14 protein-coding genes and 1 tRNA gene are annotated in these 18,127 nt (G+C 67.5%); 1 reads left to right on the top strand and 14 read right to left on the bottom strand.

Annotated features, from left to right (window positions below; translation table 11 throughout):
* Positions 1–5: 5 nt before the first annotated feature.
* From J2T07_RS00375 to J2T07_RS00425, 11 genes are all read right to left on the bottom strand, one after another.
* Positions 6–2,375, bottom strand: a complete 2,370-nt coding sequence (locus J2T07_RS00375; protein WP_306846432.1) for a twin-arginine translocation signal domain-containing protein — start codon at positions 2,373–2,375, stop codon at positions 6–8.
* Positions 2,376–2,394: 19 nt separating this feature from the next.
* Entirely contained in the window at positions 2,395–3,978 is a 1,584-nt protein-coding gene (locus tag J2T07_RS00380; RefSeq protein ID WP_306846434.1) for an APC family permease, read from the bottom strand.
* A 2-nt stretch (positions 3,979–3,980) separates the two neighbouring features.
* On the bottom strand, positions 3,981–5,744 hold the full coding sequence (locus J2T07_RS00385) for a DUF885 domain-containing protein (protein ID WP_430539294.1): 1,764 nt from the start codon (positions 5,742–5,744) through the stop codon (positions 3,981–3,983).
* Positions 5,745–5,756: 12 nt separating this feature from the next.
* Positions 5,757–7,538 carry a DUF885 domain-containing protein gene (locus tag J2T07_RS00390; protein WP_306846436.1) on the bottom strand — a complete coding sequence of 594 codons (1,782 nt, stop codon included), beginning with the start codon at positions 7,536–7,538 and terminating at the stop codon, positions 5,757–5,759.
* A gap of 111 nt (positions 7,539–7,649) precedes the next feature.
* Positions 7,650–8,852, bottom strand: coding sequence for a M24 family metallopeptidase (locus tag J2T07_RS00395; RefSeq protein ID WP_306846438.1), 1,203 nt, complete (start codon positions 8,850–8,852; stop codon positions 7,650–7,652).
* A complete protein-coding gene (locus J2T07_RS00400; RefSeq protein WP_306846440.1) occupies positions 8,849–10,444 on the bottom strand; it encodes an aldehyde dehydrogenase (NADP(+)) in 1,596 nt (531 codons plus the stop codon). The genes J2T07_RS00395 and J2T07_RS00400 overlap by 4 nt, the downstream gene beginning before the upstream one ends.
* Before the next feature lie 3 nt (positions 10,445–10,447).
* Complete coding sequence (locus tag J2T07_RS00405; RefSeq protein WP_306846442.1) at positions 10,448–11,353, bottom strand: dihydrodipicolinate synthase family protein; 906 nt, start codon at positions 11,351–11,353, stop codon at positions 10,448–10,450.
* Positions 11,350–12,645 (bottom strand): NAD(P)/FAD-dependent oxidoreductase, encoded by a 1,296-nt coding sequence (locus J2T07_RS00410; RefSeq protein ID WP_306846444.1) that lies wholly within the window; start codon positions 12,643–12,645, stop codon positions 11,350–11,352. The genes J2T07_RS00405 and J2T07_RS00410 overlap by 4 nt, the downstream gene beginning before the upstream one ends.
* Positions 12,638–12,880, bottom strand: a complete 243-nt coding sequence (locus J2T07_RS00415) for a (2Fe-2S)-binding protein (RefSeq protein WP_306847913.1) — start codon at positions 12,878–12,880, stop codon at positions 12,638–12,640. The genes J2T07_RS00410 and J2T07_RS00415 overlap by 8 nt, the downstream gene beginning before the upstream one ends.
* A 2-nt stretch (positions 12,881–12,882) precedes the next feature.
* Positions 12,883–13,998, bottom strand: a complete 1,116-nt coding sequence (locus J2T07_RS00420) for an NAD(P)/FAD-dependent oxidoreductase (protein ID WP_430539309.1) — start codon at positions 13,996–13,998, stop codon at positions 12,883–12,885.
* On the bottom strand, positions 13,977–14,918 hold the full coding sequence (locus tag J2T07_RS00425) for a 4-hydroxyproline epimerase (RefSeq protein ID WP_306846448.1): 942 nt from the start codon (positions 14,916–14,918) through the stop codon (positions 13,977–13,979). Before J2T07_RS00425 ends, J2T07_RS00420 begins: the two co-directional genes overlap by 22 nt.
* A 214-nt stretch (positions 14,919–15,132) precedes the next feature.
* Here J2T07_RS00425 and J2T07_RS00430 point away from each other — a divergent pair, with 214 nt between their 5' ends.
* A complete protein-coding gene (locus J2T07_RS00430) occupies positions 15,133–15,837 on the top strand; it encodes an AraC family transcriptional regulator (protein WP_306846450.1) in 705 nt (234 codons plus the stop codon).
* 374 nt (positions 15,838–16,211) lie between these two features.
* On the opposite strand, the gene J2T07_RS00435 is transcribed toward J2T07_RS00430, so the two are convergent.
* From J2T07_RS00435 to metX, 3 genes are all read right to left on the bottom strand, one after another.
* Positions 16,212–16,296: transfer RNA gene (locus J2T07_RS00435), tRNA-Leu, on the bottom strand.
* 21 nt (positions 16,297–16,317) lie between these two features.
* Positions 16,318–16,896, bottom strand: a complete 579-nt coding sequence (locus tag J2T07_RS00440) for a cysteine dioxygenase family protein (RefSeq protein WP_306846452.1) — start codon at positions 16,894–16,896, stop codon at positions 16,318–16,320.
* A 123-nt stretch (positions 16,897–17,019) separates the two neighbouring features.
* A complete protein-coding gene (gene metX / locus J2T07_RS00445) occupies positions 17,020–18,123 on the bottom strand; it encodes a homoserine O-acetyltransferase MetX (RefSeq protein ID WP_306846454.1) in 1,104 nt (367 codons plus the stop codon).
* Between the last annotated feature and the right edge of the window lie 4 nt (positions 18,124–18,127).

Here is an 18,127-nt window from a genome sequence, read left to right on the forward strand (position 1 = left end):
TTGTGTCATTTGCGGATGCTCGATGCGGAATCCCGCATAGTCGACACGATGCGCAGGATCTGTCCCGGTTTTCCGTGCAGGCGGATGGCATCGCCACGCCGGTCGGCTTCCGCGACGGTTTCGCCGTCGATGTGAACGTGGGGACCCGCACCGCGCAGGCTGATCCAGATGGCTTTGGGATTCGCGTCAGCCGGCAAGGTGACCGTTGCGGACAGCTGCGAACCGTCCTTCCTCAGCGTGACGCCGCAGCGCCCCCAGCGCGTGGGAGCGGCGTCCAGACTCACCGGCTCGCCGGTATCGAGCCACGCGTGGGGAATCGCACGGGCCAGCCACAGCGTCTCGCCCGCGCTGTCGTCGAAGACGAAGGCCCAGCGCAGCAGCAGCGGGATCGTCATCTGCGCGGGCATGCAGAACAACGGCATGCCGCCGGTGATGTCGGCGACCTCGCCGGCCGTCCAGCTGCCGGGCGTATGCGCATGGTGGCGATGCGCATAAAGAAACAGCAGGTACTCGTCGACGCGGCCCAGGCGCAACAGTTGCTGTGCATAGCCATAGGAGATGAAACCAAGGATATCCCTGCTTTTCGGGTCGACGGGCCCGATGTTCGCGACCACGCCGAGGGTGGTGGCGCCATGGCCGCGCATGCCATCGATGACCACGTTGGCGAGGTCGTCGGATAGCACGTCGGCTTGCAGGAGCTCGGCGTAGACCCGGTGTGGCCATTGTTGCTCGCTGGGCTTTTCCTGCGCGAGCGATTCGCGGAAGGTGAGCCTGACGCCCGGCAACGGCGGAACGTAGGGCGGTTTCAGGTCGTGGCGGATGTTGGCACGCACGCTTTCTTCCACGCGCCGGGCCAATGCTTCGGCGTGCGTCTTCCACATCGAGGCGGCATTTGCAGCGTTCGCCTCGACATCGGGCCAGACGGCGGCGAGGTCGAGCAGGCCACGGGCGGCGAGTGCGCTGTTGGCGTAGTAGGGTTTCCACCAGAGTGCCGGATCGGGAAACAGACAGGCATCCGATTCGTTCCAGCCGTGGATCAGTCCGTGTCCGGGATCGCTGGCGGGAAGGCGCAGGCTCTCGTCATGCAATTCCAGCAGCGTCGCGACCGTGGCCTCGATCTTCATGCGGTGCTTGCGCAGGAGGGACGCGTCGCTCGTGTAACGCAGGTAGCGCGCCAGGAGCGAAAGGGTCAGGCCGAACTGCCCCGTCTCCGCGCCGCGCATGTTGATCATGCCGTCGTCCTGGACGAAGTCGCGGAAATAGCCGTCCAGCACGGCGGCGGCCTGCTCGAAACGGCCCCATTCCAGGTTGGCGTAGAGCGAACTGGTGAAGGTGTCCTGGAAGCCGTCGTATTCGTTGCCGTAGTAGTCGCGGTCGACAGCCCCGTACTTGGGGTAGGTGCCATCCGGACGAACCACCAGTTCCCGGGCGAAGGCATGGGCGGCCATGTCGGACCATCCCGCCACGGGGACACGCACGGGCGGGAGGTCGGTCAGCTGGGCATGCCAGTAGTCGTGGAAGCGCAGCAGCGCCGCGTAGAAGGCATCGGCCTGCGGCGGTTCTCGGCGCGGGGGATAGGCGGGGTAGCTGTGTCCGTAGACCACGCGGGTGAAACGGCCTTGTTCGACCAGCGCGGTCCGGTGCCAGGTCTGCACGACGAAACGGTCGTTGGCGTCCACGTCGGCGAACACGAGCACGTCGTACCAGCGGCCGTCGTCCAGCGGCACGACCTTGTGCACCGCGGGCAGCCAGCCGCCCAGCAAGCCCTCGCGCCGGCGCGCGACCTTCTTCGGGTCGTGCAGATCGGCGAAGACCTGGTCCGCGTGATACGTGCGCGTGCTTCCGGAGGTATAGACGGGCATGGTGTCCGCGCATTGGCGGGTGCCGACGAAGCTGGTCCAGGGCAGGCGGCCGTAGTAGTTCTCGGGGTCCAGCGACGATGCCGCCGGCGGCGCGGCCAGGCGTACCTGCGTCTCGTCCGGTTCGCCCCGTGCAAGGAGATGCTCCGCGAGGAGGTCTGCCCCGGCCAGTGCGACATCGGCCAGTTTCATGCCGAAGTAGGGTTGCGCGGCTTCGTCGTAGGTGGCTTCGGTGCGCTTGCCGATCACGCAGGCCTGCGTGCCATCGTGGAGCACGATCGGGCCGTCCGGGTGGGACAGGTCCTCGCCCACCTTCCAGTCGCGCCCTTGCAGGCGAAAACCGGGCAGGCCGACGAGGTGCTCGCGCGGAACGCCGGCAAGCGGAACACGCACAGGCAACGTGGTCCCGCGAACCGCCGAGGTGGGGTGCGGCGCGAACGCTTCCGCCGTCAGCGGACCCAGGCTGGCGGCGGCGCCCGTTGCCGCCAGCACACGGAGGAAGTGGCGCCGGTCCATGGCAGTCTCATCGCCGCGCTCACTCATCGTCGTCGTCCAGGGCAAGTTCGTGGGCCGGGACGCCGGTGTTCGCGCCCCAGTAATAGATGCCCGTCGCCATGACCAGTACGACGAGGGAATCCCATGGATGCGCGATGACGCCCATGCCACCGAACGTGCCCAGCCACGAGACGATCATCGTCAATGCGTAAAAGCCGATGAGCCAGAGCGAGGACCGCACGTTGCGGACCAGCGAGGAGCGCTCGCCGCCTGTCACCAGTTTGTATGCGACGTAAGCGGCGAACATCACGATCTGCAAGCCCAGTAGCCACGACACCGTGGCCCACGTGGACCAATAGACGATCAGCGCCGCCACGGCGAAGGAGAGCGGTCCGATCAGGCCGAAGGCCTTGACCCGGAACGGCCGAGCGAGGCCCGGTGCATTGCGGCGCAGGGCGGCGACGGTTACCGGGGCGACGGCGTAGCTGAGCACCAGGGCCGCGGAAACCACCTGGATCAGCGCCTCCCATGAAGGAAACGGGAGGGTCCAGAACACCGACAGTGCGAAGGTCAGCCAGAGCGCTGGCCGCGGGATGCCCGACTCGCGGTCGATACGCGTGAGGACCGGAAGGAACGATCCGCTGCGAGCCCAGCCATAGACGATGCGCGGCGTGGCGTTCATGTAGATGTTGCCCGTGCCGCTGGGCGAGATCACCGCGTCGCACACCACCAGCGTGGCCAGCCAGCCCAGGCCGAGGGCCATGGCGATGTCGTGGTACGGCAGGGCGAAGGCCTTGTCCACGCCGGCCCATCCTCCAGCCAGCAATTCGGTGGGAATGCCGCCGAGGAACGCGAGTTGGAGCAGCACGTAGATCACCGTGGACAGCACCACGGAAAGGATCAATGCGATGGGGATCGTGCGTTGTGGATCGCGCACCTCGCTGGCGACCGACACGATCGGCGTCAGGCCCAGGTAGGCGAAGATGATGCCGCCTGCCGAGATCGCCGCCTCCACGCCCGATAGGCCGTTCGGGGCGATGCCATGGAGGGTCAGGTTGTCCGGATGGAAGTGCGTCAACAGCAGCACGATGACCAGCAGGGGCACGACGAACTTGAAAATGCTGACGATGTTGTTCGCCTTGGCGAACGCCTTCACGCTGAAGTAGTTCAGAACGAAGAACGCCGCGAGCAGGGCGAACTGCACGATCCATCCGAGAAGGCTGGCGTGCGAACTGCCGGGCACGTTCAGCGCCGGCATCCAGGCCGCTGCATACTGGCGGCAGGCCACCACCTCGATCGCGATCAGGCTGGAGAACGCGATCAGCGTGATGAAGCCCATCAACGAGCCAAGCAACGGACCGTGCGAATACTCCGGATAGCGCACGGCCCCACCGGCGCGGGGAAGCGCGGCGCCCAGCTCGCAGTACACCAGCCCGAGCAACAATACGGCCACGCCGCCGATCACCCACGAGAGGATGCCTGCCGGCCCCGCCAATGCGCTGACGTGGCTGGCGGCGAAGAGCCAGCCCGAACCGAAGATGGCGCCGAGGCCGATGAAGGTGAGGTCCACCAGGCTGAGTTGCTTATGAAACCTGCCCTGCGGCGGTGCGGAAGCGTCGGCCATGGTCAGTGATCCTTTCCTGCGTAGGGCGACTTGCCGCCGCTGTCGATGAAGGCGTCGATCCGTGCCGCCAGCACGGGAAGCGGCACCGAACCCGTCGATAGCACGGTGTCGTGGAAGGCGCGGATGTCGAAGCGCTTGCCGAGCGCCTTCTCCGCTTTCGAGCGGCCGTCGCGGATCGCCATCTCACCGAGGTAGTACGAGAGCGCCTGGGCGGGCCATGCGATGTAGCGGTCCACTTCCGTATCGATCTCGTGCTCGGCCAGGGCCGTGTTGTCGCGCAGGTACTGGCGTGCCTGCTCGCGTGTCCAGTGCATCTGGTGGATACCGGTGTCGACCACCAGGCGCGCGGCGCGCCATGCCTGGTAGCTGAGGTAACCGAAGCGTTCGTAGGGAGTGTGGTAGATGCCCATCTCCTGGCCCAGGTACTCGCAGTACAACGCCCAGCCTTCGCCATAGGCGGAGATATACGTATAGCGGCGGAAGTCCGGAAGACCGTCCATCTCAGCGGCCAAGGGCATTTGCAGCGCATGGCCCGGCGAGGATTCGTGCAAGGTCAGCGCGGGCAGCGAGTAGAGCGGACGGGCGGGAAGGTTGTACGTGTTGACCAGGTAGATACCGGGCCCGCCGCGCCCGCCGGTGTAGATCGGGGCGAGATCGGCGGGGACGGGCTTGATCGCGAATCGCCGGCGCGGCAAGCGGCCGATATAGTCGCCGACCACGCCGTCCACTTCCTTCGCTATCCACGCCGCGTCCTTGAGCAGTTCGTCCGGTGTCTTCGCGTAGAAGCGCGGATCGCTGCGCAGGAACTGGAGGAAATCGGCGAAGCTTCCCTTGAATCCCACCTCCTCGATGATGTCGAGCATCTGCTGGTGGATCGAGGCCATCTCCTTCAGGCCCAGCGCGTGGATCGCATCGGGGCTCATGTCGAGCGTGGTGTATTCGAGTATCTGCGACCGGTAGAACGCCTCGCCGTCGGGCAGGTCCACGGCGGCGAGGCTGGCGCGTGCCTTCGGCGCGTACTCCTCGCGCAGGAAACGCAGCAGCTTCGCATACGACGGGATCACCTGCGTATCGATGACGGCGAGCGCTTCCGCGCGCAACCTGGCCTGTTCGGCGGCAGGCACGCTGGCCGGCATCTTCTGGAACGGCGTATAGAAGAGGTTGGCTTCTCCCTTCGTTCCGGCGGTCTGCTGGATGCCGTCGTACTGGCTTTCGACGATGAGCTTCGGCTGGGTGAATCCCCGCGCCATGCCCCGGCGCATGTTGGCGATCTGGTCGTCGAAGTAGCGCGGGATGTCACGCAGCTTGCCCAGGTAATGCCGGTAATCGTCCTCGCGCAAGAAGGTGCCGCGCGCGCTGAAACCGAGGTTGCTCCAGAACGCCGAGTCCGCGTTGAACGGCATCTGCCACGTCTTGTCGCGCTGGTCGGCGAGCAGGACCTCGACCTGCTGCCGGTAGACCGCGTAGTCGACCGGGCCTTCCCCGCGCAGTTGTTTCGGGTCGATCGCCTGCAGTTGCTTCAGCACGTCGGCCCAGTACCGTTCGCGTGCTTCCTGCGTGGCGGCGTCCACCTTGGGGAGGTTCGACGAGGCACGGCCGGGACCGTCCTCGTCATCGGCCCCGGCGAACTGCTGCTGGCGCCAGGTCCATTCGCGTTTATAGATCGCCTCGAACCGTTGGTTCGCATCCTCCGTGGCGTGGGCGATGGGCAGGGCGCCTAGGATGAGTCCAAGCAGGCAGGCCACGCGGGCAACGGATAGGGGCACGGCGATCTCCGCTCAGGGTTGGTTGGTCTTTCCGGCTTTCACGGCGGCGATCCATGCGTTGGTGCGCGCGTCCAGCATGTCCAGCGGCATGGCGCCACCGGAGAGCATCTGGTCGTGGAAGGCGCGGATGTCGAAGCGGTCCCCGAGTTCCTTCCGTGCGCGCTGGCGGAGTTCGAGGAATTTCAGCTGGCCCAGCTTGTAACCGAGCGCCTGGCCCGGCCACGCGATGTAGCGGTCGGTCTCGGCCTGCATGCTCGGTTCGTCCTCGGCCGGATGGGCGTGGAAGAAATCGATCATCTGTTGCCGGTTCCAATGCAGCGCGTGCGTCCCCGTGTCCAGCACGAGGCGATCGGCACGCAGCAGTTCGCCGCTCAACCGGCCGTAATCCTCGTAGGCATCCTTGTAGAAGCCCACGTCCTTCGCCAGCTGCTCGGCATAGAGCGCCCAGCCCTCGATGTACGCGTTGTAGCCCGCCTGTTGGCGGAACGGCGGCAGGGGCAGGGTCTGCGCGATGGAGATCTGCAGGTGATGCCCGGGCACGCCTTCGTGGTAGGCGGTGTCCTCGATCGTGTACAGGCCACGCTGTTCGTAGTCGCCGGTGTTGACGAAGACGATGCCGGGACGCGAACCGTCGGGTGTGCCCTGATGGTATTCCGCGCCGGCGGCATCCTTTTCACGGTAACGCTCCACCGCCTGTACCCGAAGCGCTGTCTTCGGCAGGGTGCCGAACAGCTTGGGCAACTCCGGCTGCATGCCCGCGATGTACGTCCGGTAGTCGTCGAGGATCTGCTCGCGCGAACCCGCATACAGCTTGCGATCGCTGGCCACGGCCTTGCGCAAGGCGGCGAGGTCCGCATAGCCGAGCTTGTGCGCGATGGCGGTCATCTCGCCTTCGATGCGCTTCACCTCGTCCAGGCCGATCTGGTGGATGCGCTGCGGGGACAGCTCGGTGGTCGTCTGTGTGTGGATGGCGAAGCGGTAGCGCGCATCGCCGTCGGGCAGCGACCAGATGCCTTCCTGGCTGCGGCCGTGCGGCGCGTATTCCTTCGCGACGAAGTCGGCCAGCTTGCGGTACGCCGGCCGCACCTTGTCGTCGACGGCGGCGAGGATCGCCTTGCGCAACCGGGCCTGGTCGGCGGCGGAAACGCTCTTCGGGAACTGCGTCACGGGCTGGCCGAAGACGTTGTCCTCGTCTTTCGCGGCGGCGATGTCCTGGGCCTGCTTGATCACCTTTTCCAGGAGGTAGCGTGGCTGCATCAATCCATCCGCCATGCCCAGGCGCGAGGCGGCGATCATCTGGTCGATAGCCCTGGGGACGGCTTCAAGACGCTTGAGGTAGTCCTCGTAATGCGCCGTGCTGTCGAAGGGAATGGTCGAGACGAAACCGGGGAGGGCGAGATGGGCGCCGCCGATCTGGTCGAGCGGCATCTCGTAGTTTTTCAGGCGGATCGCTTCCAGGCGGTCCTGCAGTTCGCGGATCGCCATGTCGCGGCTGAGCCGGCGTTGCTCGTCCAGGTCCGTGGGGTCCACCGCGTCGAAACGTTTGAGGAAGGCTTCGGTGGCCTTGCGGTCGTCCACCACGTGGGCGGGTGAGTAGTCGGTCCAGCGGTCGTTGTAGCGATAGTCGCCGATCGTGGTGGCGAGTTCCGGACTTTCCTTCAGCTGGTACTCCCAGCGCTGCGCCACCAGGGCGTCGAAGGCGGTGGCCCCCGTCGTTGCGCCGTGGGCGGCGATGAAGGGCCCGGCGAGCAGGCCGCACAGGCAGAGTCCCCGGACGATCGGGCGAAGCTTCATCGAACACCCCTTCACGAATATGACACCCCGATGCTCACCTGTGTGGCCGCCGGGCGCTAGAAGCGATTGCCCGGCGACCATGCGGAATTGGGCACAATGGATGCGGAGGTCTCAATCGGCGAATGGCTGGTCGATCGCGGGGGATGGCTGGGTGAACCACGCACCGCCATCCCCGGTCACGTAAAAATGATCCTCCAGGCGGATGCCGAAGCGACCGGGCACGACGATCATCGGCTCGTTGCTGCAGCACATGCCGGGTCCGAGCGGGGTGCGATTGCCGCGAACGAGATAGGGCGCCTCGTGAATGGCCAGTCCGCAACCGTGCCCGGTGCGGTGGGGCAGGCCGGGAAGCCGGTAGTCCGGGCCCAGTCCACCCGCTTCGAGCACCCGCCGCGCCGCCGCGTCGATCTCGGCACAAGCCACGCCGGGGCGTACCGCGTCGAACGCGGCCTGCTGCGCGGCGCGCTCCAGTTCCCAGATGCGTGCCTGGTCGGCGTCGGGCGTGCCGAAGACGTAGCTCCGGGTGATGTCGGACTGGTAACCCTGCACGCTGCATCCCGTATCGATCAGCACCAGGTCGCCGCGCTCCAGGTATTGCTCGCCGGGGATGCCGTGGGGGAACGCCGTGGCATGCCCGAACTGGACGATGCAGAACGTCGAGCCATTGTCGGCACCCAGGGCGCGATGGGCTTCGTCGATGAAGCGTTTCACCTCACCGGTGCCGATGCCTTCGTGGAGCATGCCGGCGGCCAGCCGCTGCACCCGCAGCGTCATGGCCGTGGCCTGCTTCATCAGGGCCAGTTCGGCGTCGGATTTCGACATGCGGCAACCGTCGATGACGGCCGTGCCGTCGACGATCTCGCCGTACGGGAATACGCGGCGCAACGCCTCGAAGACACCGAAAGGCGCCGCCGGATCGAGCGCCAGGATGCGTCCGCCGGCAGCTCCCAGGCGGTTCGCCACCAAGGTTTGCGGGTCCTCGTGCTCTTCCCACATGGCCAATTCGACCGGATGGGCCATCACGGCGCGCAGGGATCCCTCCTCGAACGCGGGGCAGACCAGCACGGGCTCGCCCCGGCGCGGAAGCAGCAAGGCCACCAGGCGTTCGGTGGCACCCCAGGGAATCCCGGTGAAATAGCGAAGCGAATTGCCGGCGCCGACCAGCAACGCATCGGCGCCGATGTCATGGAGGAGTGTCCGGGCGTGTTCGATGCGCGCGAGGTATTCCTCGCGGGCGATGGGTGCGGCGACGGCACTCCATGGGGCCAGGGCGGCACGCGCGTCCGCCGGTGAGAGGTGGCCGATCTGGATCATCGGGAGACTCCCACGTCGGCATCGGTCCATCGGCCGTCGATGCGTCGTTGAACCGGTCCTGGATTGCGATCGCGCAGTTCCGGCGGCAGCAACGCGTCGGGCACGTTGTCGTAGCTGTGCAGCGCGGCGAAGCGATGGATCGCGGTGGGCATGCCCACCGCGGTGAAGCCGGGATGGCCCGTCGCGGGGTAGGGGCCACCATGATTCATCGCCGGGCTGACCGCCACGCCCGTGGGCATGCGGTTGGCGATGAGGCGGCCCACGCGCTTGCGCAAGGGTGGCGCGACCGCTTGCCAGAGCGCGTCGTCGCTGCCGTCGGCGGCGCGGTACAGCGTCGCCGTGAGGTTGCCCTCGAAGGCTTCGGCGATCGCCACCATCGTGGTCTCGTCCCCGCCGCTGACGAGCAGGCTCACGGGACCGAACGCTTCCGCCTGCAGGGCCTCGCGATGGGCGAGGAAGGTCGCGGCGTCGACATGGAGCAAGGTGGGTTCGAAGCGGTAGCCCTGGCCGTCACCCTTGCTTCCGCCGGCCAGCACGCCGGCACCGGCGTCGACGAGATCCCGCACGGCGCGCGCGAGGTTCTCTTGCACGCCACGGGAGAACAGCGGACGCGGCGTCGCCGACGCGAACTGTTTCGTGGCGGTGGCGACGAAGGTGTCGCCGGCCTCGCCCTGCGCGACCACGACGATGCCGGGGTTGGTGCAGAACTGGCCGCTGCCCATGGTGCACGAGGCGAAGAACTCCTGCGCGAGCGACTCCGCGCGTTCCGCCAACGCACCGGGCAACAGGAACACAGGGTTGACGCTGGAAAGTTCCGCGTACATCGGAACGCCGGCCACATCGGCGGCGACCTTCAGGGCGAGGCCGCCTGCGCGGCTACCCGTGAAGCCAATCGCGCCCAGCCTCGCGTCACCGGCCAGGGCCACGCCCAGCGCATTGTCGAAGTGGTAGAGCATCTGCACCGACGCGGCGGGCAGGCCGGCATCGTGCAACGCCTTGTGCGCCAGTTCGGCGAGGCGGCGGCTGGTCGCCGGATGCGACGGATGGGCCTTGGCGATCACCGGGTTGCGCGCGGCGATGGCCGAGGCGAAGTCGCTGCCGGCGATGGCGTTGAAGGCGAAGGGGAAGTTGTTCGGACCGAACACCAGTACCGGCTTGACCAGCGGTGCGCGGTGCGCGCGCAGGCCGGTGGCGGTGTCGATGACCGGCTCGGTCCACGCGTAGTCGCGAACGGCACGTGCCGCCTGCCGAAGCTGCCCGCTCGTGCGCGGCAATTCCACCGAGCGCAGGCGTGGCTCGGCAGGCAGCGCGGTTTCCTCCGCGGCCAGCGCGACCAGCGTGTCCGTCTCCTCTTCGATCGCCGTGGCGTACCGTTCGAGGAAATCGGCGATGCGCGCCGGAGGTGTCGCCGCCAGTTCCACCGCGACCGAGGAAGCGGCGGCGAGCGCGGCTTCCAGATCGGCCGCGCCGCTGATGGGAAACGCGGGGCCGATCGGCTCGGCCCGCGTCGGGTCTTCCGCGCGGAACGCGCCGGCCGCATCGAGCGATGCGCACCAGCGGCCGCCGAGCAGCAGTTTCGCATCGGCCGGCATGACTCAGAGCTCCGGCTTCGTGGCGATGGCGTGGTCGATCACGGCCAGCGCGGCCTCGCGTTCGGCGCCCGTGACCGTCAAGCGCGGCGCGCGTACGGTTTCGCTGCCCATGCCGGTCTTGGCCTGCACGAGCTTGATCAGCTGCACGAAGGTGGGCACCGTGTCGAGACGGAGCAATGGCAGGAACCATGCGTACAGCGATTCAGCCGCGCGGGGTCCGCCGTCGCGCGCGAGTTCGAACAGCTTCACCGATTCCTTCGGATACGCGTTGACCAGGCCCGCGATCCAGCCCACCGCACCCATGCTCACGCCTTCGACGAGGGCATCGTCCATGCCGACAAGGAGGTCGAGGCGATCGCCGAGCAGGGCACGGATGGCGGCGAAACGGCGCACGTCGCCGGAGGACTCCTTCACCGCCTGCAGGTTGGGGAACTGCGCGGCGAGTTCGGCGATCTGCGCGGGCGCGAAGTCGGTCTTGTAGGCGACCGGGTTGTTGTAAAGCATGCAGGGCAGGTCGGTGGCCGCGATGACGGCCTTCACATGCGCGCTCATTTCACGCCAGTCGGTGGAATACACATACGGTGGCAGCACCATCAAGCCGGCGCAGCCGATGGCCTTGGCTTCCTTCGCGAGGCGCACGGCTTCATCGGTCGAGAGCGACGCGATGCCGGGAATCACCGGCGCACGGCCGTCGAGTGCCTTGACCAGGGTGCGCAGGATGTCGGTCTTCTCCTCGAAGCTCAGCGTGGCCGCTTCGCCGAGGGAACCGAGGGGCACGATGCCCTTGCACCCGGCGTCGATCATCTGCAACGCATGGCTGGCGAGGAAGGCGTGGTCGACCTTGCCATCGGCGGTGAAGGGCGTGGTGACGGCCGGCAGGACGCCGCGCCAGAAAGTGGCCTTGCTCATGGTGTGTAGCCTCTCGTATCGCTGACGGAAGAAAGAACGGGTTCGCCCAGCGTGGCCAGGCGAGTGGGAAAGAGGGGCGGCCGCATGCCGCCGCGCGGGCCATGCCCGAGTTCGGCGAGCGCGCCGCCGCAGATGCGGCCCTGGCAGGCGCCCATGCCGCAGCGCGTGGCGAGCTTCGCTTCGCGGGCGTCCGTGTGCGTGCGCACGGCGCCGAGGGAGACGTCTTCGCACCGGCAGATCGTCGTATCGTCGTTCGCGAGCCCGCGCACGTCGTCGCGGAGCGCGAAGTGTTGGCGTAGCGAGGCGGCGAAGGCGCGCGCGCGATCGCGCCGCTGCACCAGCGCTCGGGGCACCGCCGCCCCGGCGGCGGCCAGCCCGGCGATGTGGCCTTCCACCCTGGCGCAGTCGATTCCGCCGATACCGCAGGCTTCGCCGGCGGCGAACACGCGCGGTTGGCTCGTGGCCTGCCACGGGCCGACCTGTACACGCGCATGTGCGCCTTCCGGCTCCAGCGCGCAACCGAGCAATTGGGCCAGTTCCACCTGTGGCAGCAGGCCGTAGCCCACCGCCAGCAGATCGCACTCGATGCGTTCGTCACCCTGGCCGCCGCGTACATGCGCGCCGCTGACGCCATGGTCGCCCTCGGCGGTGGTCACGATGCTGCCGGTCCGATAAGGGACGCGCGCGAGTTCGAGTCGCAGCCGTGCCGCTTGCGCGAGCTTACCCGGCCAACGCCAGAGACCGGCGGCGAAGCGGTGCACGGCAGATGCGCCGGCCTGCTCGTGGATGCCCACGACGTGCGCGCCGTGCCGCTGCGCGGTCGCCGCGGCCGCGAACAGCAGCGGCCCGCTGCCGGCGATGAGCACACGCTTGCCGCGCAAGGGCCAGCCTTGCTTGGCCAGTGCCTGTAGACCGCCAGCACCGGTGACGCCAGGCAGGGTCCAGCCAGGGAAGGGCAGCAGGAGCTCGCGTGCGCCGGTGGCGAGTACCAGCGCGCCATAGGCAAGATGGAAGCCGCGTCGCGCATCCTGCAGGAGCAGTCGCTCCGGCTCGACCGCGACGACCTGCGTTCCTTCGAGGTACGTGACGTTGGCATTTCCGGCGGCGGCGCGGATCGCATCCATCGCCACACGCGGTTGGCCGTGCAGCGCATCGTGCCGCCATACCTGACCGCCTGCGCGTGGCTGGCTATCGATCAGCACCACCCGCTTGCCGTGGCTCGCGGCGGCCTCCGCCGCGGCGAGGCCCGCCGGTCCGGCGCCGACGACGACGATGTCGCAGGCGTCAACCATCGGTTTCCACCCGCATGCCAGGATTGACGACGCGCTGGCAGGCGCGCTGCTGGGCCACGCCGTCGATGCGCACGCGGCATTCGAAGCACACGCCCATGCCGCACAGCGGCGCGCGCGGCTCGCCTGTCACGGAATGGCGGAACGGTTGGCCAACGAGCGCGATCGCCGTCGCGACGGATATGCCTGCCGGCACGTGCACGCGAAGTCCGTTGATGGTGAGTCGCACGGTGCTCATCTTCATGGCTGCACCCGTGAGGGATCGTAGGGGGTCGGATCGATCGCGGGAGCACGGCCGAGGATCTGGTCGACGACCACGCGCGCGCTACCCAGTGAAGTCGTCACGCCCAGCCCTTCGTGCGCGGCTGCCACCCAGACGTCGTCGCGGCCTGGTGCACGGCCAAGATAGGGCAAGCCGTCCACGCTCACCGGACGAAAACCCGTCCACAGGCGAATCGCGTCCAGTTCGCGCAGTCGTGGCAGGAAGTGGAAGCTCCGCTCCAGCATGCGCCGGATCATTTCCATCGAAACGCCGGTGTCGACGGCGTCGTACTCTCGCGACGAACCGATCAGGATCTGTCCGGTAGGCCGTGGCTGCACGTTGAATGCGACACTGGCGGCATCGCCGCCATGTGCACTGTCCGCATAGCCGAGTTCCAGCAACTGGTGCCGGATCACGCCGGGATAGCGATCGGTGATCACCAGATGTCCCTTGCGCAACCGTACGGGCAATCCTGGCAGCAAGCTCGGCAACGCACCGCCGGTCGCGAGCAACACGGGACCATGCAGTCGCTGGCCACCATGCAGGAGCACGCCGCGGTCGTCGAGGCGGAAGACCGCATCGGCGTGATACGTGGCACCCCGCGTGATCGCCCGGTCGACCCAATGACGGGCGACGGCCGGTGGAAACACTACCGCTTCGTTCGCGACACGCATGCCACCGGCGAGGCCAGGTGCGAGCGAGGGCTCAAGGCGGTAAAGCTCCCGCGCATCGACCCGCTCGGCGGCCACGCCCGAGGCGGCAAGCCGCGCGATCTTTTCCGGAATACGCGCGAACTCTTCATCGTTGCTGGCCACCCACAGGGTTCCGCAGCGGCTGAACTCCGCCTGTGGCAGGTTCGCGAACGCTTCCCAGAGGCCTAGCGAGTAATGCGCCAGCGCGAGTTCCGCGGGGTCGTCGTCCATGGCCACGAGGTGACCCATCGCCGCGGCGGTCGCGCCGCCCCCGACGACGCCCGGTTCCACGATCGCGATGCGCATGCCCTGCATGGTGGCGTAGTCGGCGCATGCCGCGCCAACGATGCCGGCACCGACGATGATCAGGTCGTGACCGCTCACCCCGCGCCGATACCCCAGGCCAGCGGATCGGCCTCGTCGATCAGGATCTGCCCCTTCATGGTGACGTGCGCGCTACCGGTGATGCGGGGCAGGACGCCCGACGCACCGGGCTGGAAGGTGACCTCGAACACGCTGCCGAGGATGCCGGCCTGCCGCCAGACGGCGCCCACGGCCAGCTTTCCGTCGGCGGCCAGGCAGGCGACCTTGGCACTGGTACCGGTGCCGCACGGCGAGCGGTCGTAGGCCATGCCGGGACAGAGCACGAAGTTGCGGCCGTCGGCGTCGGGTTGCCCGGGCGCCGCGTTCAATTCGATATGGTCGATCTCCGCGCCGTCCGCGCCGGTGATGCCCTCGCGTTCCAGCGCCGCGCGGATGGCCTCCGTATAGACGGTCAGCGCGCGTTGATGGTCGAGGGTCAGCGGCAGCGGCGTGTCGGCCGTGATGAAGAACCAGTTGCCACCCCAGGCGACATCGCCGACGACACTGCCGTAGCCCGGTACCTCAAGGCGAACATCCTTGCGGTGGCGATAACTTTCCACGTTGTCGATCGACACGCGGCCATCGTCCAGCAGTTCGATGCCGACGGTACCCACGGGCGTCTCGAGGCGGTGGCGGCCCGGACCGATGCGTCCGAGGTGCTGCAACGTCCGGATCGTGCCGATGGTGCCGTGGCCGCACATGCCGAGATAGCCGACGTTGTTGAAGAAAATCACCCCGGCGCAGGCCTCGGGATCGGCTGGCGGGACGAGCAGGGCGCCCACCATCGTGTCCGAGCCACGCGGCTCGCAGGCGATCGCCTGGCGCCAGCGATCGTGCTCCGCGCGCATGAGCCGCCGACGTTCGGCGAGGGAGCCATTGCCCAGATCGGGGAAGCCGGACAGGACGACGCGTGTGGGTTCGCCGCCGGTATGCGAATCGATGAAGTCGAGGGTGTGCATGGGGTTCATGCTCGCCGGGCAGTGCCTCGGCGGGATAGAAACCTTTGCCGGATTCGGATGCGGAATTCGGCATACCTTCTGAAGGCGGCATGATCGCCGCGGCGACACCGCCGTACTTGCCATCCGACCGCCCATCGGCTTTATGATGCGGTGCGGCAGCGAAATATACCGTTGCCCATGCCGTCGCCGCTCGCCCCGGAGGAGCCCCGCGCCCGTGAAGATTTCCGCCGATGAACTCGAGCCGCTCTTCGATGCGCTTCCCGATGTGGTGTTCTTCGTCAAGGACACCCAGGGCCGCTACACGCACGCCAATCTGACCCTGGTCCGCCGGTTGGGTCTGAAGCATCGCAGCGACATCATCGGCAAGGACGTGACCGAGCTGTTCCCGACGACGATGGGCGGTTCCTACGCGGCCCAGGATCGTCGCGTGCTGGCCGGCGAGCTGATCGAGAACCAGCTCGAAGTGCATATCTTCAACAACCGCGCGCCGGGTTGGTGCCTGACCTGCAAGCGACCGTTGATCGCGCGCGGCGAGGTGCGCGGCGTCATCGGCATTTCGCGAGACCTGGGCCAGCCGGATGGCAGGCATCCCACCTATGACCGCCTGCGCCGCGTGCTTGCGCACATGCAGGAACACTATGCGGACAACGTGCGCGTGCATACGCTGGCGACGCTCGCGGGCTTGTCGGTCGCGCAACTGGAACGGCATTTCCGCCGGGTTTTCCAGCTCACGCCGCAACAGGTGTTGACCAAGGTACGCATCGAGAGCGCGATGCGCCTGCTCGGCGGCGAGGACAGCATCGCGGCCATCGGCATGGCATGCGGTTTCGTCGATCAGAGCGCCTTCGCACGGCAATTCAAGGCGACGGTGGGGATGACGCCAAGCGCTTATCGCACGATGGTGACGGCTGAGCGTTGAGCTCTGTTGATGACTCGGCTTCGCCTTCGTGGTTGAGGTGGTGTAGGGGCGGAGCCGTCGGCCGCCACCCTCGTCGCTCCGGTTACACCGTCGCTCGGGAAAGGAGGCCTGTGGGAGCCGACCCTGTCGGCGATGGGTGCTTGCCGTCATCTGGCCGCTGCCGCGGGATCGCCGACAAGGTCGGCTCCCACAACGGGGTTTCCAATTCGCCCTCCTGGCTCAGCGGAAACGGCCGGCCATCCATGGCCGGGCCCCTACGTGCCTTGTCGCCCGGCGCTCCTCGGTTCCGCACCTCGCGACGAGGGTGGCGCCCGGCAGCTCCCCCCGCGCCGCAAAACAAAAAAACCGCCCTCGGGGAGGACGGTTTCCATATGTGGTGCCCGAGGTCGGACTCGAACCGACAAGCCTTGCGGCGGAGGATTTTGAGTCCTCTGCGTCTACCAATTCCACCACTCGGGCATGAACGCGATTATGCGGGAATTAATGGACCCGGTCGAGGCCCAACTGGCGTTCATCGCGCAGGTACCAATCGTCGCCCTGGGGGTTGAACACGGCGCATTGGGTCATGCGGCCCGAGTAGATGTGCAGGCTGACGGCCACCGAATCCTCGCTCGGATTGCGGATGGTGTGGTACTCGTGCGGGGGGATGAGGCTGCCGGCGGAGCCGGGGCCGGCCTGGATCGAGCCGACGGGGCGGAAGTGGTAACGCTGGGCGTCGTGGTCGAGCAGTTCGTACTGGACGATCTCCAGCGCGCCGTTCCAGACGCCCTCGACGCACCACATGCCGCTATGGTCGTGGATCAGGGTGCCCTGGCCGGGGCCCCAGGTCATGGCGACCACGCTGTAGCCGTGTTCCTCGCTGCGGTAGAGCTCGCGGCGAGCGTAGTGGTCGCCGGCGGTCTCGAACACGCACTGGGGCAGCTGTACCTCCTGCGAGCGGATCAGCCGGCACAGCGCGTTGCGCAGGGTGTCGGTGATCGCCGGGGTGCTCGGCTGGGCGACCGAGGCGTCGATGGCCTCGATGAGCTTGCGGCTGCCCGGGAAGTCGACCGTGATCATGGGGTGGAACCTCGTCTTGCGATGCGTTGGGGACGCCTCTGGCGGTCGATCATATCAAAGGTGGCCGGAATCCGGGGTCGCGCCGTCAGCGGAACGCGGCGCCTTGTCCGGTCGTGGACCGGTTCAGAGCGAGCGCAGGAACCCGCCGATGGCCCGGCTATAGTTCTCGATGTCCACCAGGAAGGCGTCGTGGCCCTGTGGCGAATCCAGTGCCACGAACTCCACCCGAGCCCCGGCGGCCTCGAGGCCCTTGGCGATGGTTTCCTGCTGCTCCAGCGGGAAGAGGATATCGGTGCTCACCCCGATGACGAGGGCTCGGTCGATGTGGATCCGGGCCAGCCCGCGCATCACGTCGCCGCCACCGTACTCGGCCACGTCGAACCAGTCGCTGGCGCGTGAGAGGTAGAGATAGCTGTTCGGGTCGAACTGGCGGTTGAAGCGCCGCGCATGGCCTTCCAGGTAGGACTCCACCTGGAACTCGAAGCCGAACGGCTCGTTGTCGTCGCGCTGTTCCGGGTCGAGTCGGATACGGGCGAAGCGTCCGTTCCATTCCATCGCCGAGCGGTAGGTGATGACGCCGAGCTTGCGTGCGATGCTCATGCCGTGTTCCGGCCATTCGTCGCCGTCGTAGCGGCCTTCGTTCCAGTGCGGGTCGAGGCGGATCGCTTCGCGCTGCAGCGAGCGGATGGCGATGGCGAAAGGCTGAGCCTGTGGCGCGGTGTCGACGCTGATGTGGGTCCGCGTGGCGCCCGGATGCAGCAGCATATAGGCAAGTGCGCTCATGCCGCCCATGGAGCAGCCGACGAGGCAGGCCAGTTGTTCGATACCCAGCCCGACGACGGCCTCGTACGCGGCGTTGGCCACGTCCTCGAGCGAGAGTTCCGGGAAGGTCAGTCGGTACGGTTCGCCGGTGGCCGGATCGATGGAAGCGGCACAGGTGGAGCCCTTGTCGCTGCCGAGGGAATTCACGCAGATGACGAAATAGCGATCGGTGTCGAACGCCCGGCCCGGGCCGATCATGTCGTTCCACCAGCCGGGGCTGGGGTCCTCGGCGTTGGCCGCGGCGTGCGCGCTGGGCGACAGGCCGGTGAGGATCAGGATGGCATTGTCACGGTTGGCGGCAAGCGTGCCCCAGGTCTCGAACGCCACGCGGGCGCCGTGCAGATCTCCGCCGCGCTTCATGCGGAAAGGGGAGGACAGCGTGTGGTAGCGTCGGGCGTCGCCCATGGGG

It is taken from the genome of Luteibacter jiangsuensis, assembly GCF_030812295.1.
GTDB classification, from domain to species: Bacteria; Pseudomonadota; Gammaproteobacteria; order Xanthomonadales; family Rhodanobacteraceae; genus Luteibacter; species Luteibacter jiangsuensis_A.

Coding starts and splice junctions, on each gene's coding strand:
- J2T07_RS00375 (WP_306846432.1), bottom strand. CDS start 2,375: ATGGACCGGCGCCACTTCCTCCGTGTGCTGGCGGCAACGGGCGCCGCC.
- J2T07_RS00380 (WP_306846434.1), bottom strand. CDS start 3,978: ATGGCCGACGCTTCCGCACCGCCGCAGGGCAGGTTTCATAAGCAACTC.
- J2T07_RS00390 (WP_306846436.1), bottom strand. CDS start 7,538: ATGAAGCTTCGCCCGATCGTCCGGGGACTCTGCCTGTGCGGCCTGCTC.
- J2T07_RS00395 (WP_306846438.1), bottom strand. CDS start 8,852: ATGATCCAGATCGGCCACCTCTCACCGGCGGACGCGCGTGCCGCCCTG.
- J2T07_RS00400 (WP_306846440.1), bottom strand. CDS start 10,444: ATGCCGGCCGATGCGAAACTGCTGCTCGGCGGCCGCTGGTGCGCATCG.
- J2T07_RS00405 (WP_306846442.1), bottom strand. CDS start 11,353: ATGAGCAAGGCCACTTTCTGGCGCGGCGTCCTGCCGGCCGTCACCACG.
- J2T07_RS00410 (WP_306846444.1), bottom strand. CDS start 12,645: ATGGTTGACGCCTGCGACATCGTCGTCGTCGGCGCCGGACCGGCGGGC.
- J2T07_RS00415 (WP_306847913.1), bottom strand. CDS start 12,880: ATGAGCACCGTGCGACTCACCATCAACGGACTTCGCGTGCACGTGCCG.
- J2T07_RS00425 (WP_306846448.1), bottom strand. CDS start 14,918: ATGCACACCCTCGACTTCATCGATTCGCATACCGGCGGCGAACCCACA.
- J2T07_RS00440 (WP_306846452.1), bottom strand. CDS start 16,896: ATGATCACGGTCGACTTCCCGGGCAGCCGCAAGCTCATCGAGGCCATC.
- metX (WP_306846454.1), bottom strand. CDS start 18,123: ATGGGCGACGCCCGACGCTACCACACGCTGTCCTCCCCTTTCCGCATG.